17 protein-coding genes and 1 tRNA gene are annotated in these 15,038 nt (G+C 72.1%); 11 read left to right on the forward strand and 7 right to left on the reverse strand.

The features are described from left to right. Nucleotides 1-165: 165 nt before the first annotated feature. The 9 genes from NOCJ54_RS0115030 (at nucleotide 166) to NOCJ54_RS0115070 (ending at nucleotide 6,006) form a co-directional block, all read left to right on the forward strand. On the forward strand, nucleotides 166-372 hold the full coding sequence (locus tag NOCJ54_RS0115030) for a ferredoxin (protein WP_028656151.1): 207 nt from the start codon (nucleotides 166-168) through the stop codon (nucleotides 370-372). Nucleotide 373: 1 nt separating this feature from the next. Then, nucleotides 374-1,018: a hypothetical protein gene (locus NOCJ54_RS26060; RefSeq protein ID WP_051485890.1), complete on the forward strand. Its 645-nt coding sequence runs from the start codon at nucleotides 374-376 to the stop codon at nucleotides 1,016-1,018. Next, complete coding sequence (locus NOCJ54_RS0115040) at nucleotides 1,015-2,475, forward strand: aldehyde dehydrogenase (protein ID WP_028656152.1); 1,461 nt, start codon at nucleotides 1,015-1,017, stop codon at nucleotides 2,473-2,475. Before NOCJ54_RS26060 ends, NOCJ54_RS0115040 begins: the two co-directional genes overlap by 4 nt. Before the next feature lie 117 nt (nucleotides 2,476-2,592). Next, nucleotides 2,593-3,342 (forward strand): SDR family oxidoreductase, encoded by a 750-nt coding sequence (locus NOCJ54_RS0115045; RefSeq protein ID WP_036518225.1) that lies wholly within the window; start codon nucleotides 2,593-2,595, stop codon nucleotides 3,340-3,342. A gap of 19 nt (nucleotides 3,343-3,361) precedes the next feature. Then, nucleotides 3,362-4,273 carry an NAD(P)-dependent oxidoreductase gene (locus NOCJ54_RS26065; protein WP_051485891.1) on the forward strand — a complete coding sequence of 304 codons (912 nt, stop codon included), beginning with the start codon at nucleotides 3,362-3,364 and terminating at the stop codon, nucleotides 4,271-4,273. Next, nucleotides 4,273-4,683, forward strand: coding sequence for a carboxymuconolactone decarboxylase family protein (locus tag NOCJ54_RS0115055; protein ID WP_028656154.1), 411 nt, complete (start codon nucleotides 4,273-4,275; stop codon nucleotides 4,681-4,683). Before NOCJ54_RS26065 ends, NOCJ54_RS0115055 begins: the two co-directional genes overlap by 1 nt. 26 nt (nucleotides 4,684-4,709) lie before the next feature. Further along, entirely contained in the window at nucleotides 4,710-5,459 is a 750-nt protein-coding gene (locus NOCJ54_RS26070; protein WP_084255251.1) for a 4'-phosphopantetheinyl transferase family protein, read from the forward strand. Beyond that, nucleotides 5,456-5,743, forward strand: a complete 288-nt coding sequence (locus tag NOCJ54_RS0115065) for a hypothetical protein (RefSeq protein ID WP_145724886.1) — start codon at nucleotides 5,456-5,458, stop codon at nucleotides 5,741-5,743. The genes NOCJ54_RS26070 and NOCJ54_RS0115065 overlap by 4 nt, the downstream gene beginning before the upstream one ends. After that, entirely contained in the window at nucleotides 5,740-6,006 is a 267-nt protein-coding gene (locus NOCJ54_RS0115070; RefSeq protein WP_028656156.1) for a hypothetical protein, read from the forward strand. The genes NOCJ54_RS0115065 and NOCJ54_RS0115070 overlap by 4 nt, the downstream gene beginning before the upstream one ends. A gap of 265 nt (nucleotides 6,007-6,271) precedes the next feature. Here the strand turns inward: NOCJ54_RS0115070 and NOCJ54_RS0115075 are convergent, their stop codons facing one another. The 5 genes from NOCJ54_RS0115075 to NOCJ54_RS0115095 form a co-directional block, all read right to left on the reverse strand. Next, a complete protein-coding gene (locus tag NOCJ54_RS0115075) occupies nucleotides 6,272-7,561 on the reverse strand; it encodes a 2-oxo acid dehydrogenase subunit E2 (RefSeq protein WP_198020234.1) in 1,290 nt (429 codons plus the stop codon). Nucleotides 7,562-7,584: 23 nt separating this feature from the next. Continuing rightward, nucleotides 7,585-10,233 (reverse strand): pyruvate dehydrogenase (acetyl-transferring), homodimeric type, encoded by a 2,649-nt coding sequence (gene aceE, locus NOCJ54_RS0115080; protein ID WP_028656158.1) that lies wholly within the window; start codon nucleotides 10,231-10,233, stop codon nucleotides 7,585-7,587. A gap of 82 nt (nucleotides 10,234-10,315) precedes the next feature. Beyond that, the gene (locus NOCJ54_RS0115085; protein WP_028656159.1) at nucleotides 10,316-11,212 is read right to left on the reverse strand and encodes a LysR substrate-binding domain-containing protein; all 897 of its coding nucleotides are present in this window, start codon (nucleotides 11,210-11,212) and stop codon (nucleotides 10,316-10,318) included. 25 nt (nucleotides 11,213-11,237) lie between these two features. After that, entirely contained in the window at nucleotides 11,238-11,900 is a 663-nt protein-coding gene (locus NOCJ54_RS28400; protein WP_051485892.1) for a lipoyl protein ligase domain-containing protein, read from the reverse strand. 112 nt (nucleotides 11,901-12,012) lie between these two features. Further along, nucleotides 12,013-12,088 (reverse strand) — tRNA-Arg (locus tag NOCJ54_RS0115095). A gap of 296 nt (nucleotides 12,089-12,384) precedes the next feature. On the opposite strand from NOCJ54_RS0115095, the gene NOCJ54_RS26080 reads away from it, so the two are divergent. After that, a complete protein-coding gene (locus tag NOCJ54_RS26080; protein WP_198020235.1) occupies nucleotides 12,385-13,674 on the forward strand; it encodes an LCP family protein in 1,290 nt (429 codons plus the stop codon). A 13-nt stretch (nucleotides 13,675-13,687) separates the two neighbouring features. Then, entirely contained in the window at nucleotides 13,688-13,867 is a 180-nt protein-coding gene (locus NOCJ54_RS0115105; protein ID WP_028656160.1) for a hypothetical protein, read from the forward strand. A gap of 67 nt (nucleotides 13,868-13,934) precedes the next feature. On the opposite strand, the gene NOCJ54_RS0115110 is transcribed toward NOCJ54_RS0115105, so the two are convergent. Both NOCJ54_RS0115110 and NOCJ54_RS0115115 read right to left on the reverse strand, forming a co-directional pair. Continuing rightward, a complete protein-coding gene (locus NOCJ54_RS0115110) occupies nucleotides 13,935-14,306 on the reverse strand; it encodes an MscL family protein (RefSeq protein WP_036518204.1) in 372 nt (123 codons plus the stop codon). A gap of 56 nt (nucleotides 14,307-14,362) precedes the next feature. Then, nucleotides 14,363-15,022: an SAF domain-containing protein gene (locus tag NOCJ54_RS0115115; RefSeq protein ID WP_084255255.1), complete on the reverse strand. Its 660-nt coding sequence runs from the start codon at nucleotides 15,020-15,022 to the stop codon at nucleotides 14,363-14,365. Nucleotides 15,023-15,038: the final 16 nt, after the last annotated feature.

The following is a 15,038-nucleotide window of genomic DNA, read 5'->3' on the forward strand; positions in this document are numbered from 1 at the left end:
GCGCTCGTCGCACCTCAACCACCGGGGTGCGGCTCCTCGCTGGCGCTCGTCGCACCTCAACCACCGGGGTGCGGCTCCTCGCTGGCGCTCGTCGCGCCTCAACCACCGAAACGGGACGAGCCACCGGGCGGGGACCGACCACGCGGTGCGGACGGGGGAGGGCCGATGAGCTTCCGCGTCACCGCCGACAGCGGCCTGTGCCAGGGGCACCAGCTCTGCCAGGGCGAGGCCCCCACCGTCTTCGGCTTCGACGAGGCCGCCGACGTCGTCGTGCTCCTCGACGACCACCCCGACCCGTCGGTGCGCGACGACGTCGCCACCGCCGTGAAGTACTGCCCTGCGTTCGCGCTCGCCATCGAGGAAGAGGACTGACATGACCGACCTGGACGCCCGGCTGAGCCGGGCCGAGATCGAGGAGTTCTGGGACTCCTGGCTCGACGTCAACCGCCGCGCCGAGGAGAGCGGCGACTGGCGGGTGATGGCCGACTGGTACGCCGAGGACGCCACCTACGGCTGGATGTACAGCCACGACGAGCACTTCATGGCGGTCGGGCGCGACCAGATCCGCGACTGGGCCATCGGCATCGAGATGGACGGCTTCGACGGCTGGCACTACGACTACGTCTGCACGATGATCGACGACACCAAGAACATGGTGCTCGGCTTCTGGAAGCAGCGCTCCGGGATCGTCAACGACGAGACCGGCGAGGAGTACGAGATCCTCGGCATCGGCGGCTCGTGGTTCGGCCTCAAGCGCGTCACCGAGGGCGCCGACGCCGGCCAGGTCAGGATCGACTGGCAGCGCGACTGGTTCGACATGCCGTCGACGACCCACACGTTCATGGAGATCCTCAAGGCCGACAAGGCGTCCGACCGCCTGCTGGAGCGGATGAAGGTCTTCGGCCACGAGGTGCCCGGGCACTACCACCTGAAGGACCTGCCCTCGACCGTGTGGCCGCCGCCGGTCGAGGCCGGGAGGTACGTCACCCAGGCGCCCGCGCCGGGGGTGACCGCGTGAGCGCACTGCCGCCGCCGGCCCAGCAGCTCATCGACGGCAAGCTCGTCGGTGCGAGCGACGGGTCGTCGTACCCGATCCTCGACCCGGCCACCGGTGAGGAGATCGGCCACGCCCCCGACGGCACCGCCGACGACGTCAACGCCGCGATCGCCGCGGCCCGGCGGGCGTTCGACGAGTCGGCGTGGTCGACCGACCGCGAGCTGCGGGTGCGCTGCCTGCGCCAGCTGCACGCCGCGCTGCTGGAGAACGCCGACGCGTTCCGCGCGCTGACCACGGCCGAGGTCGGCATGCCGACCTTCATGATGGGCGCAGCCGGCTTCGACGTCCCCGTCGAGGGTCTGCGGTGGGTGACCGACCTGATCGAGGGCTACGAGTTCGAGACCGACCTCGGCGTCGCCTCCCCGATGGGCATCCCGTCGCGACGCACCGTGCGCCGCGAGCCGGTCGGCGTGGTCGCGGCGATCACGCCGTGGAACGTCCCGACCCAGATCAACCTCGCGAAGGTCGGCCCGGCGCTCGCCGCCGGCTGCACCGTCGTGCTCAAGCCGGCGCCGGACACCCCGTGGGTGGCTGCCGAGCTCGGTCGCCTCGTCGCCGAGCACACCGACATGCCCCCCGGCGTGCTCAACGTCGTCACGCCACGGTCGAACGAGGTCGCCTCGGTGCTGTCGACCGACCCGCGCGTCGACATGGTCTCCTTCACCGGCTCCACCGCCGTCGGCAAGGCGATCATGGCCGCCGCCGCACCCACGCTGAAGAAGGTCTTCCTCGAGCTCGGCGGCAAGTCGGCCGCGATCGCCCTCGACGACGCCGACGTGGCCGCGGTCGCCGGGGCGACGGCGTTCACGACCTGCATCCACGCCGGCCAGGGCTGCGCCCTCACCACCCGCCTGCTCGTCCCGCGCGAGAAGTACGACGAGGCGGTGCAGGTCGCGGCCGCGACGATGGAGTCGATCGGCATCAAGGACCCGGGCGACCCCGGCGCGATCTGCGGCCCGGTCATCTCCGAGCGCCAGCGCGACCGGGTGGCGTCGTACTTCGACGTCGCACGGGAGGAGGGCGGCTACTTCGCCACCGGCGGCGAGGTCGTCGACCAGCCCGGCTTCTGGGTCCGCCCCACCGTCGTCGCCGGCCTCGACAACACCTCCCGCCTCGCGCAGGAGGAGATCTTCGGCCCGGTCCTCGTCGTCATCGCGCACGACGGCGACGACGACGCGGTCCGGATCGCCAACGACTCGGCGTACGGCCTCTCGGGGTCGGTCGACTCCGACGACCTGGACCGGGCGAAGGCGGTCGCCGCCCGGATCCGCACCGGCACGCTCGCGGTCAACGGCGGGGTGTGGTTCAGCCCCGACGCACCCTTCGGCGGCTACAAGCAGTCCGGGCTCGGCCGCGAGATGGGGGTGGCCGGGTTCGAGGAGTACCTGGAGATGAAGACGATCGCGGAGCCGGCGTAGGTGGGGTTTCACCACCTAGGTGGTGAAACCCCGACGAGAGTCCCCTGATTTCGTGAGCCCAGCACGGGTTTCACCACCTAGGCGGTGAATCTTGTGACAGATGAGGAAAAAGTGATCATGCGTTTCGAGAACAAGGTCGCCGTCGTCACCGGCGCAGCCCAGGGGATCGGCGAGGCCTACGCCCGGGCCCTGGCGAAGGAGGGCGCGGCCGTCGTCGTGGCCGACCTGAACGAGGAGGCCGGGGCCAAGGTCGCGGCGTCGATCAACGAGGACGGCGGGCAGGCGGTCTTCATCAGCTGCGACGTCTCCTCGCCGGAGTCCGCGCAGGCGCTGGTCGAGCAGGCCGTCGCCGAGCTCGGCGGGATCGACTTCCTCGTCAACAACGCCGCGATCTACGGGGCGATGGAGTTCAACCTGCTCATCTCCGTCGACTGGGACTACTACAAGAAGTTCATGTCGGTGAACCTCGACGGCGCGCTGGTGATGACCCGCGCCGCCTACCCCGAGATCGCCAGGCGCGGCGGGGGAGCGGTGGTCAACCAGTCGAGCACCGCGGCGTACCTCTACTCCGGCTTCTACGGCCTCGCCAAGGCCGGCATCAACAGCCTCACCCAGCAGCTCGCCCACGAGCTCGGCGGGCAGGGCATCCGGGTCAACGCGATCGCCCCCGGCCCCACCGACACCGAGGCCACCCGCACCCAGGCCGGCGACGCCGCGAAGGACATCGTGCGCAACAGCCTCGCGATCAAGCGGATGGGCTCGGTCGACGACATGGTCGGCGCGCTGCTCTTCCTGCTCTCCGACGACGCGTCGTGGGTGACCGGGCAGGTACTCGCCGTCGACGGCGGCCAGACCTTCCGCCTCTGATCGCGTCGAAGGAGGAGAGATGACCACCACCGTCGGCTTCGTGGGCCTGGGCAACATCGGCAGGCCGATGGCGCTCCGGCTCGCGCAGCAGCAGGAGGCCGCCGACCTCGAGGTCTGGGTGTACGACGTCGCGCCGGACCCGCTGGCCGAGGCGGAGCGGGCCGGGGCGCGGGTCGCGGGGAGCGTCGCCGAGCTCGCCGGTCGTGTCGACGTGCTCGGTGTGATGGTGCGCGACGACGACCAGGTCCGCGACGTGCTCGCCGAGGCGCTGCGCGGGGCGGTCGGCCTCGAGGACGACCGGCTGACCGTCGTCATCCACTCCACCGTCGCACCCACCACCCCCGCCGAGCTCGAGGCGACCGCGGCCCGGCACGGCGTCAGGCTGCTCGACGCCCCGGTCTCGGGCGGCGCGATGGGGGCGACCGACGGCAGCCTCGCGCTGATGGTCGGCGGCTCGGACGCGGCGTTCGCCGCCGCGGAGCCGGTGCTGAGGGTGCTCGGCAGCAAGGTCGTGCACGCCGGGCCGATCGGCTCCGGCACGAAGTTCAAGCTGGCGCGCAACATGATGCACTTCGTGGCGTTCACCGCCGCGACCGAGGCGCAGCGCCTCGCCGAGGCGGCCGGGCTCAGCCTCAAGGACCTCGGCGAGGTGGTCCGGCACACCGACGCGATCACCGGCGGGCCGGGCGCGATCATGCACCGCGAGACCACCGCACCCCTCGACCCCGGCGACTTCTGGCACGGCGTCTTCGCCAACGTCACCTCGCTGGGGGAGAAGGACCTCGGGTTCGCGATCCAGCTCGCGCACGAGCTCGGCGTCGACGTACCCCTCGCCGAGCTGGCCGTCGACCGCCTCGGTCCCGGCCTCGGCCTCCCGACCGCCGCACCGACCACCCCGACCACCACCCCGACTGCCGCAGGAGAACACTGATGGGCAAGTTCGACGACCTTCCCGAGGCCCGCCGCCGCGGGCTGGAGAAGATGGAGGAGGTCTACGGCTTCGACATGACCGACGGCACGGGCGACTTCTTCCGCTACACCGCCGAGCACCTCTTCGGCGACATCTGGCAGCGGCCCGGGCTCACCACCCGCGACCGCCGGCTGTTCCTCATCGGCATGCTCGTCGGCCAGCGCGCCAACGACGTGCTCGGCATACAGGTCCCCGCCGCGCACGCCAACGGCGAGCTCAGCGACGAGGAGCTGCGCGAGCTGGTCATCCTCGCCTGCCACTACGACGGCTGGCCGAACGGGTCGCGGATGAACTCCGTCGTCGAGGACACCATCGCCAAGGCGGCCCGCGCCCGGGCGAAGGCGGAGGGCGAGACCGCCGCCGGGAGCTGACCAAGCCCTTGTTAGCCTCGGAGGTGATGAGTCGCGACGTGTCGGAGGCAGAGCCGGATCCCTCGGCGTACCCCGTCGAACCCTCCACCCTCGACTCCCTGCTCGACGCCCCTGAGCCGCGCGCCGACGCCGGCGTCCACCTGGGGCTGTGGCGCATCGAGGTCGCCCGGTTCGGTGACGACGAGCTGGAGCTCGGCTCCGGCTGGCTCGATGACGCCGAGCGCGGCCAGGCGTCGTCGTACGTGCGCGCCGAGCTGCAGCGCGCCTACGTGCTCGCCCACGCCGCCGCCCGCCTGCTGGTCGGCGCGACGACCGACACCCCGCCCGAGAAGGTGGTCTGGGGCCGCCATCCCTGCCCGGCCTGCGGCGAGCCGCACGGCCGCCCGCGCGCCGAGGGTGCGTCGGTGGAGTTCTCGCTCTCGCACACCCCGGGCCAGGTGCTGGTCGCGGTCGCCGACGTCCCCGTCGGTGTCGACGTCGAGCGGCACCCCGACGACCCGCTGGCCCTGTCCCGGCTCCTGCACCCGCGGGAGACCGAGGAGATCGACGCGGCCGCCCACGGCCGGCTCGACGGCGGCAAGGCCACCGTCCGCTTCACCCGCGCCTGGTCGCGCACCGAGGCCTACCTCAAGGGCATCGGCATCGGCCTGGGCCGCGACCCGCACCTCGACTACCTCGGCACCGACGAGGCCCCGGCACGCACCATCGACGGCTGGTCGGTGCGCGACGTGGTCGTCCCGGAGGGCTACGGCGCCGCAGTCGCCGTCCGCGGTTGAGCCGCCTCGTGGTCGAGGCGATCGGGTACGTCGGCAGTGCCGGCGCCGCCACCATGTGGATCCCGCAGGCCGTGCGTGCCGTGCGGCACCGCGCCGACCCACAGGCCCTCGCGGCGCTGAGCCGCACCACCTACCTGGTCGCCGTGGTCTTCAACGTGCTGCTCGCGTCGTACGGCCTGGCCATGGAGGCCCGCCCGGTCGTGCTCGCCGGGGCCGTCAACCTGTGCTGCGCCTCGGTCATCCTCGGCGCGCTCGCCGCCGGTGCCCGCCGGCGCCGCACGTGATCGCCGCCCTGGGCTGGCTCGTCGGCATCATCGACGTCGCCCAGTTCCTGCCCCAGACCCGCCACACCCTCGCCCGCCGCCGCGACGCGGCCGCGCTGCGCGGGCTCAGCGTCTGGACGTGGTCGATCGCCACCGTCCAGGGCGCGGCGTGGGTCGTCTACGGCTTCGCCAACGGCCTGCTGCCGATCGCGATCCCCAACCTGGTGATCACCCCGGCCTGTGCCCTGGTCCTGCTCGCCCGCCTGCGCGCCGGCCGCGGCTGACCCGCTCCGGCGGTCACCGTCGCGCCAGCGCGACCGCTGCCACCAGCAGCACGAGAGCCCACATCACCAACGCAGCCGTCCACATCATCGTCACACCCGTACTGACGCCGCAGGACGCCGATCGGTTGCGTCGGGATCGCGACGTGTTCGCCGGGGTGCAGGAATCCCCGCCTGAGCGGTGATTCCTGCGCTTGTCGACGTTTGCAACGGCCGACAACCGCAAGAAGACGTCACCCAGTGGCGCGTTCCCGGCGGCGTACGTCGCCTACAGCACCAGGCGGCGTACGTCGGCGGTGAGGTGGGCCAGGTGGGCGGTGAAGCGGGCGGCGAGGGCGCCGTCGATGACGCGGTGGTCGTAGGACAGGCACAGCGGCAGCATCAGCCGCGGCACGAAGGCCTCGCCGTCCCAGACCGGGGACATCTTCGAGCGGACCACGCCGAGGATGGCGACCTCGGGGGCGTTGACGATCGGGGTGAAGCTCGTCCCGCCGATCCCGCCGAGGCTGCTGATGGTGAAGGTCGCGCCCTGCAGGTCGGCCGCGGAGAGCTTGCCGTCGCGGGCCCGGGCCGAGAGCTCGCCGAGCTCCTGGCTGAGCTCGGTCACGCCCTTGCGGTCGACGTCGCGCACCACCGGGACGACGAGGCCGTCGGGGGTGTCGACGGCGACGCCGACGTGCACGTAGTCCTTGAGCACGAGCGAGTCGCCGGCCAGGGAGCTGTTGACCTCGGGGAACTTCCGCAGCGACGCGGCGGCCGCCTTGAGCAGGAAGCTGAGCAGGGTGACCCGGTAGCCCTCAGCCCTCGCGGCCTCGTCGAGCTCGCGGCGGTAGGCGTCGAGGTCGGTGATGTCGGCCTCGTCGGAGTGGGTCACGTGCGGGACGTTGAGCCACGAGCGGTGCAGGTGCGGGCCGGAGATCTTCTTGATCCGCGACAGCGGCACGGTGCGGACCGGGCCGAACTTGCTGAAGTCGACCTCGGACACGGGCGGGATGCCGGCGCCGGTGCTGCCGGCGGACTCCGCGACGCTGCCGTCGTAGTGGGCCAGCAGGTCCTGCTTGGTCACCCGGCCCTTCGCGCCGCTGCCGCTGACGGCCGCCAGGTCGACCTCGAGCTCGCGGGCCAGGCGGCGCACCAGCGGGGTGGCGCGCAGGCCGTCCTCGGCCCCGGCCTCGACGGCCGGGGCAGCTGCGGCGGGAGCCGGCGCCGCGGGTGCAGGGGCCGGCGCGGCCTCGACCGGCACGACCTCGGCCGGCGCCTCGACGGCAACCTCGACCGGGGCGGCCGGCGCCTCGGCGGCGGTGCCGTCGGTGTCGTCGGAGCCACCACCGGCGACCTCGGCGACGGCGATGAGCGATCCCTTGCTCACCTTGTCGCCGACCGAGACGGCAACCGAGGTGATGGTGCCGTCGACGGGGGAGGGGACCTCCATCGTCGCCTTGTCGGTCTCGAGGGTGATCAGCGGGTCCTCGGCCCGCACGACGGTGCCGGGGGTGACGAGGACCTCGATCACCGGTACGTCGGCGAAGTCGCCGATGTCGGGTACGTGAATCTCCACGGTGCTCTCCATCGTGTCGGGCCTCAGGCGAGGGCCGGGTCGGGCCGGTCGGGGTCGATGCCGTACTTCTCGATGGCCTCCGCGACGACGTCGGCGGTGACCGTGCCCTCCTCGGCGAGGCGGCGCAGGGCGGTGACGGCGATGAAGTGCCGGTCGACCTCGAAGTGGCGGCGCAGGTTGCGGCGGTAGTCGGAGCGGCCGAAGCCGTCGGTGCCCAGGGCGGTGTAGCTGCCGGGCACGAAGGCGCCGATCTGGTCGGCGTACGCCTTCATGTAGTCGGTGGCGGCGACGACCGGGCCGGACGTGCCGCCCAGGCACACCTCGACGTACGACGTGCGCCGCTCCTCCAGCGGGTGCAGGGTGTTCCACCGCTCGGTCGCCAGGCCGTCGCGGCGCAGCTCGGTGAAGCTCGGGACGCTCCACACGTCGGCCTTGACCTTGAAGTCCTCGGCGAGCAGGTCGGCGGCCGCGAGCACCTCGCGCAGGATGGTGCCGGAGCCGAGCAGCTGCACCTTCGCCTTGCCGCGGCCCTTGCCGGGGCGCAGCAGGTACATCCCCTTGACGATCCCCTCGGCGGCCCCCTCCGGCATCGGCGGGTGCTCGTAGTTCTCGTTCATCAGGGTCAGGTAGTAGAAGACGTCCTCCTGCTCGGCGTACATCCGGCGCAGGCCGTCGGCCACGATGACCGCCAGCTCGTAGGAGTAGGTCGGGTCGTAGGCCACGCAGTTCGGGATCATCGCCGCCTGCAGGTGGCTGTGCCCGTCCTCGTGCTGGAGGCCCTCGCCGTTGAGTGTCGTGCGGCCGGCGGTGCCACCGAGCAGGAAGCCGCGGGCGCGCATGTCGCCGGCGGCCCAGGCCAGGTCGCCGATCCGCTGGAACCCGAACATCGAGTAGTAGATGTAGAACGGGATCATCGGGGTGTCACTGCTGGAGTACGACGTCGCGGCGGCGATCCACGACGACATCGCGCCGGCCTCGTTGATGCCCTCCTGGAGGATCTGCCCGCCGGCGTCCTCCTTGTAGAACATCAGCTGCTCGGCGTCCTCGGGCGTGTAGAGCTGCCCGGCCTGCGAGTAGATGCCGACCTGGCGGAACAGGCCCTCCATGCCGAAGGTGCGGGCCTCGTCGGGGACGATCGGCACGACCCGCTTGCCGACCTCGGGGTCGCGCAGCAGCTTGGTGAGGATCTGGACGAACGCCATCGTCGTGGAGACCTCGCGGCCGTTGGAGCCGGCGAGCTGGGCGGAGAAGGTGTCCGCGCCCGGCACGGCCAGCGCCGCCGACGTACGGCGCCGGCTCGGCAGGTAGCCGCCGAGCTCCTTGCGCCGCGCGTGCAGGTAGGTGTGCTCGGGCGAGCCCTCCGGGAAGGTCACGTAGGGCAGGTCGGTGAGCTGCTCGTCCGGCACCGGGATGCCGAACCGGTCGCGGAACGCCCTGAGCGCGGGCTCGGCGACCTTCTTGGCCTGGTGGCTGATGTTCTGCGCCTCCCCGGCGCTGCCGAGGCCGTAGCCCTTGACGGTCTTGGCGAGGACGACGGTGGGGGAGCCGGTGTGCGCGGACGCGGCTGCGTAGGCGGCGTACACCTTCTGCGGGTCGTGGCCGCCGCGGGTGAGCCGCCAGATCTCGTCGTCGGTCCAGTCCGCGACCATCTCCTTGAGCACCGGGTCGACGTTGAAGAAGTGCTCGCGGACGTAGGCGCCGTCCTTGGACTTGAAGGTCTGGTACTCGCCGTCGACGCACTCCATCATCCGCCGCTTGAGCGCGCCGGTGGTGTCCTGGGCGAGCAGCTGGTCCCAGCCGGAGCCCCAGACGACCTTGACGACGTTCCAGCCGGCGCCGCGGAAGACGCCCTCGAGCTCCTGGATGATCTTGCCGTTGCCGCGCACCGGGCCGTCGAGGCGCTGCAGGTTGCAGTTGACGACGAAGACGAGGTTGTCGAGGCGCTCGCGGGCGGCCATCGAGATCGCGCCGAGCGACTCCGGCTCGTCGGTCTCGCCGTCGCCGAGGAACGCCCAGACCTTGCGGCCGGCGGTGTCGGCGAGGCCGCGGGCGTGGAGGTACTTGAGGAAGCGGGCCTGGTAGATCGCCATCAGCGGGCCGAGGCCCATGGAGACGGTGGGGAACTGCCAGAAGTCCGGCATCAGCCAGGGGTGGGGGTACGACGACAGGCCGTTGCCGCCGGTCTCCTGGCGGAAGCTGTCGAGCTGCTCCTCGGTGAGCCGGCCCTCGAGGAAGGCGCGGGCGTAGATGCCGGGGGAGCAGTGGCCCTGGACGTAGACGAGGTCGCCGCCGTGCTCCTCGGACGCGGCGTGCCAGAAGTGCTGGAAGCCGACGTCGTAGAGGGTCGCCGCGGACTGGAAGCTGGACAGGTGGCCGCCGAGCTCGGTCGAGGTCTTGTTGGCGCGCAGCACCATGGCCAGCGCGTTCCAGCGGATCGCCGAGCGGATCCGGTGCTCCACGTCGCGGTCGCCGGGGTGGGCCGGCTCGTCCGCGGTGGAGATCGTGTTGACGTAGGGCGTCGTGGCGACGAACGGGACCCGCGAGCCGAGTCGCTGCGCCTCCTCCATCACCTGGTCGAGCAGGTACTTCGTGCGCTCCTCGCCCTCGAACTCCAGGACGGCCGCGAGCGCCTCGCGCCACTCCTGCGTCTCGGCAGGGTCGATGTCGGTCATGCCGTGTCCTCCGGTCGGTGATGGGCGTCACCATCGTGGAGGTCGGACAAGGCATGCGTCCAATGCCTAGTTCTGGATCAAATCATGCGCTGGATGCATGGACGCGGCGACTGCTGCTGAGGGCGTGGTCGCGGAATTCGGCGGAGGCCGGTGGCAGCTCGCGGTCCCTGAGCCAGGCCAGGCCGATCTCGCGGGAGGCGGGCACGTCGGTGACCCGCAGGTGCGGCGCGGCGGGCGTCGCGCCGGCGCGCGGCTCCGGCAGCAGCGCGACGCCGAGCCCGGCCGCGACGAGGCCGCGCAGGGTCTCGACCTCCTCGCCCTCGAAGCCGACGAGCGGCGTGAACCCCGCCTCCGCGCAGAGGTCCTCGGTCACCCGGCGGAGGCTGAAGCCGTCCTTGAGCGCGATGAACTGGTCGTCGGCGACCTCGCCCAGCCGCGCCGTACGACGCCGCGCCAGCCGGTGGTCCGGCGGCACCACGAGCCGCAGTGGCTCGAGGAACAGCCGCTCGCTGGTGAACTGCGGGTGGTGCGGCCGGTCGCCGGTGATGGCCAGGTCGACCACGCCGTGCAGCAGGTCGTCGACGAGCCCGGCGTCGCCGTGCTGGCGCAGGTCGAAGCGGACGTTGGGGCGCTGGGTGCGGAACTCCCGGATCAGCTCGGGGACCAGCCAGGTCCCGAGGGTGTGCAGGAAGGCCAGCGGCACGAACCCGGCGTCCGGGGCGGTGATGTCCTGCACCGACCGGACCCCACGCTCGAAGGCGTCGATCGAGTCGCGTGCGTGCCGGGCCAGCTCCCGGCCGGCGGGGGTGAGCACGAGGGTGCGCCCCACCCGCTGGAAGAGCGGGGTCCCGACGTCGCGCTCGAGCCGCGCCAGCGCCCGGGACACCGCCGGCTGCGTGCGGTGCACCTGCTCGGCCGTGCTGGTGACGGTGTGTCCGTCGGCGACCGCGAGGAATGCGCGGATAGTGTCCAGGTCCATGGGAGCCATGCTCCCAGCGCATGGGTCAGGTGGCCAGCAGCTCCGCGACGACGGCGTCGCGCAGGTCGGCGAGCCGGTCGCCCACGCCGACCGCCCGGTCGGCGAGGTCGGCGGCCGCCTCGCGTCGGTCCTCGTCGGTCATCTGCAGCAGGCCCAGCACGTCGGCCGGTTCCCACCGGTCGTAGGCGATGCACTGGAAGCGCGCCCCGGCGCGGGTCCGCCGCTGCGAGATGCCCACCGCCTTGCGCCCGCCGACCAGCACCTCGCCGGGGCCCAGCGCCGCGAAGCACACCAGCCGTCCCCACGGCGTCTGCTCGAGCCCGCCCTCGTAGAGCTCGGCGTCCACGCCCAGCGCCTGCAGCGCCCGTTGCCAGGCCCCGCCGAGCCAGTACGCCGACGCCCGCACGTCGTCGCTCCACCGCGGGTCGCCCGGCGGCACGACCACGTCGACCCAGACGCACCGCGCCGGGTCGACGTACACCGCACCTCCGCCGCTGCGCCGCCGCACCACCTCGACGCCGGCCAGCGCCGTGGCCGCGGGGTCCGCGGTCGTCTCCTGCTGCGCGCTGCCCAGCACCAGCCCGCGCCTGTTTGGCTCGAAGAGCCACACCTCCGCGCCGGTCAGGTCGTCGGGGACCGCCCGGGCGTGGAAGTCGGCCATCGACCCGGTCAGCTGCAGCACGCGCACGCCGGGATCATCCCCCACCGGGTGCGGCCCGGGGAACGCCGGGCGGGCGGCCGGGCGTGGCACCTGGTGGCTGTTTCCCGGCCCGGCCCCGGACCACCCGAGGCATGGGTTCTGGTGCCCCAGGCAAGAGTCGAACTTGCGACCTTTCGCTTAGGAGGCGGCTGCTCTATCCACTGAGCTACTGGGGCGTCGAGTCCATCTTGTCAGGATCCGGTACGACGAGCCGAGTCGGGGGAGGCGTGGCGGATTCGGCGTGCGGCGGGGTCAGCGGCGAGAATGGTCCATACCACGGATCGGCTTGCCCGGTTCCGTACCTTGGGGGCGGCGCCCAGCCGCCGCGCAGCAGCTGACTCGGCAGCGGCACCCAGACACGACCGACAGCTCCGCCCCGAGCGGCCGCACGACCAGGTGATTGATGACGCAGGTAGCTCCTCCCCGGCCACCGTCGGGAGGTCCTCGCGAGCCCGGTAGCCGGGCTCGGCGCGTGTCGACCTCCCGAGCAGATCGACCCCGGCGGAGCACCCGCGTCCGCGGCAGGCGGAAGCGGCCGCAGCCGGGCAAGGTCGTCCTCAAGGTGATCCTGTCGAGCCTCCTGGGGCTCGGGCTGCTGACCGGCGTCGGCGTCGTGGCGGTCTACAACAACCTCAACGGCAACATCCTCCACGAGGAGGTCGCCGACCAGCTGCGCAACCGCCCCGAGAAGGAGGCGGTCGCCGGCCCGCAGGAGCCGCTCAACGTGCTCGTCATGGGCTCGGACTCGCGCGCCGGCAAGGGCAACGGCATCGACGGCGAGTCCGGCGGCGGACTGTCCGACACCACGATCCTGTTCCACCTCTCCGCGGACCGGACGTTCGCCTACGGCATCTCGATCCCGCGCGACACCGCCGTGATGCGGCCGACCTGCTACGAGGACGACGGCACCGAGATCCCGGGTACCAGCGGCTACGTGAAGTGGAACGAGGCGTTCGCGGCCGGCGGGCCCGCCTGCACCCAGCAGCAGGTCGAGCAGCTCACCGGGGTCCGCATCGACAACTACGTCGTCGTCGACTTCAACCAGTTCAAGGACATGGTCAACGCCCTGGACGGCGTCGAGGTCTGCATCCCGCAGGACATCGACGACCCGGCCCACGACGTGCACCTCGAGGCCGGCACCCGCGAGATCAAGGGCAACGAGGCGCTCACCTACGTGCGCGCCCGCTACCGGATCGGTGACGGCACCGACCCCAACCGCACCCGCCGCCAGCAGGCGTTCATCGGGTCGATGATCAACAAGGCGCTCACCGCCGGCATGCTCGCCCGCCCGGACCGCCTCGTCCGGTTCATGAGCGCGGCGACGTCGTCGCTGCAGACCGACTTCAACGGCATCGCCGAGATGGCCGACATCGCCATCACCGCCAAGGGCATCGGCGCCGGCAACATCAAGTTCGTGACCACGCCGTGGGTCTACTCCGACAAGGTCAGCGCCGGCATCGAGTGGACCTCCGAGGTCGACAAGCTGTGGCGCCTGGTCCGCAAGGACCGCCCGCTGACCGCGGAGTTCCTCAAGGACTCGCTCAGCGCGGGCGACAAGCCCGACGGCACTGCCTCGGCGGGCACCGGTGGTCCCTCGGGCGGCACCGACGGCACCACCGACGGCACCAGCCAGTCGCCGAGCAACGACGGCAGCCCGAGCGGCGGCACGACCGGCACGCCGGGCGACACCGCCGGCGACGGTACGACGAACGGCCGGACCGGCCTCTCCGAAGAGGCCCGCGCCGCCGCCGGACTCTGCTGAGGACGCGGGCGCCATGGCGGACGACAAACAGGACGAGCCGGAGTGGAAGCGCCGCAAGCGCCTCGCCGCGATCTTCGGTGACGTCGAGCCGTCGGTGACCTCCGACGAGAAGGACGACGCGCCCGCCAAGGGTCGCGAGTCCGCCACCGACCGGTGGCTGAAGGAACAGGTGCCGCCCCACCACGGTCAGTGACGGAGCGGCACCTGGGTGTCGCTGGTGCTGCCCGTGGGCAGCGGCCGGCCCACGGGCCGGCGGGTGATCAGGTCAGCGGCTTCTGCTGCTGGGCCTGCAGGGTGTCGCGGATCTGGGTCAGGAGCACGATGTCGGGGGCCTCGGCCTCGGGCTGGTCGGGGAAGAAGCGCGCCTTCGCCTTGGTGTAGGGCGTGACGACCAGGAAGTAGACGATCGCGGCCATGATCACGAACGCGATCAGGGCGTTGATGAAGTTGCCGACGTTGACGTCGAGGATCTCCGCGGCACCGAAGTCCGGCTGCTTGAAGATCTTGCCGATGAAGCCCATGAGGGTCTCGCTGAAGGTCGTGACAACCGCGGCGAACGCCGTGCCGATGATGAAGGCGACGGCCAGGTCGACCAAGTTGCCCTGGAGCAGGAACTTCTTGAACCCGGACATGATTTCTCCTCAATCCCGAGAATTGTGGTGGTGGAGGTGCTCGTTAGCACTGAAACCTAACTAGGTCGCCACGTGTAAGTCACGTAGGACGCGACCGCGGCGGACGTGACCCGGTACACGTCGGTGGCGTCCAGCGCGAGCACCACCAGCCGGCCCGGAAGGGCGCCGTCCGCCGCGTGCGCGGCGTCCGGGACCGCCAGCACCTGCGCGTCGTCGGCCACCGGCTCGGCCGTGCCGGCCCGCGGGTCGGTCGCCACCAGGGAGATCCGGTCGCCCACCGTGAGCAGCGCGGCCTGCCCCGCGTCGGAGAGCCGCACGGGCAGGGCCACCGTGCCGACGGGCTGGCCCGCGGCGAGGTCCGCGCCGACCAGCCGCACGTCGGTGACGACCTCGCCGGCGCGCAACGGGGCAGCGAGCACCCGGCCCGCAGGGTCACCCACCACCCCCGCCGGTACGACGTCCGGTGGCACGCGTGCGTCGACCAGGTCGCCCTCCTCCAGCACGTGGCCCGCCGGCAGGTCGCGGGCAGCGACCCGCACGCCGGTGCTCGCCGGTGGTGGCGGGGCCAGGGTGTGCAGGGACGCGGCGACCGCCCCGGCGACGAGCACCACCGCGACCAGGCGGCGTCGGCGCAGCACCCGTCGTCGTACCGCGGCGAGGGTGTCGGCGACCCGGTGGCGCAGCGGGAGGAGCAGGGGAGGGCGCGGCGAGTCCATGCCGCGACGCTAGGTC

It is taken from the genome of Nocardioides sp. J54 (assembly GCF_000519005.1).
Lineage (GTDB): Bacteria > Actinomycetota > Actinomycetes > Propionibacteriales > Nocardioidaceae > Nocardioides.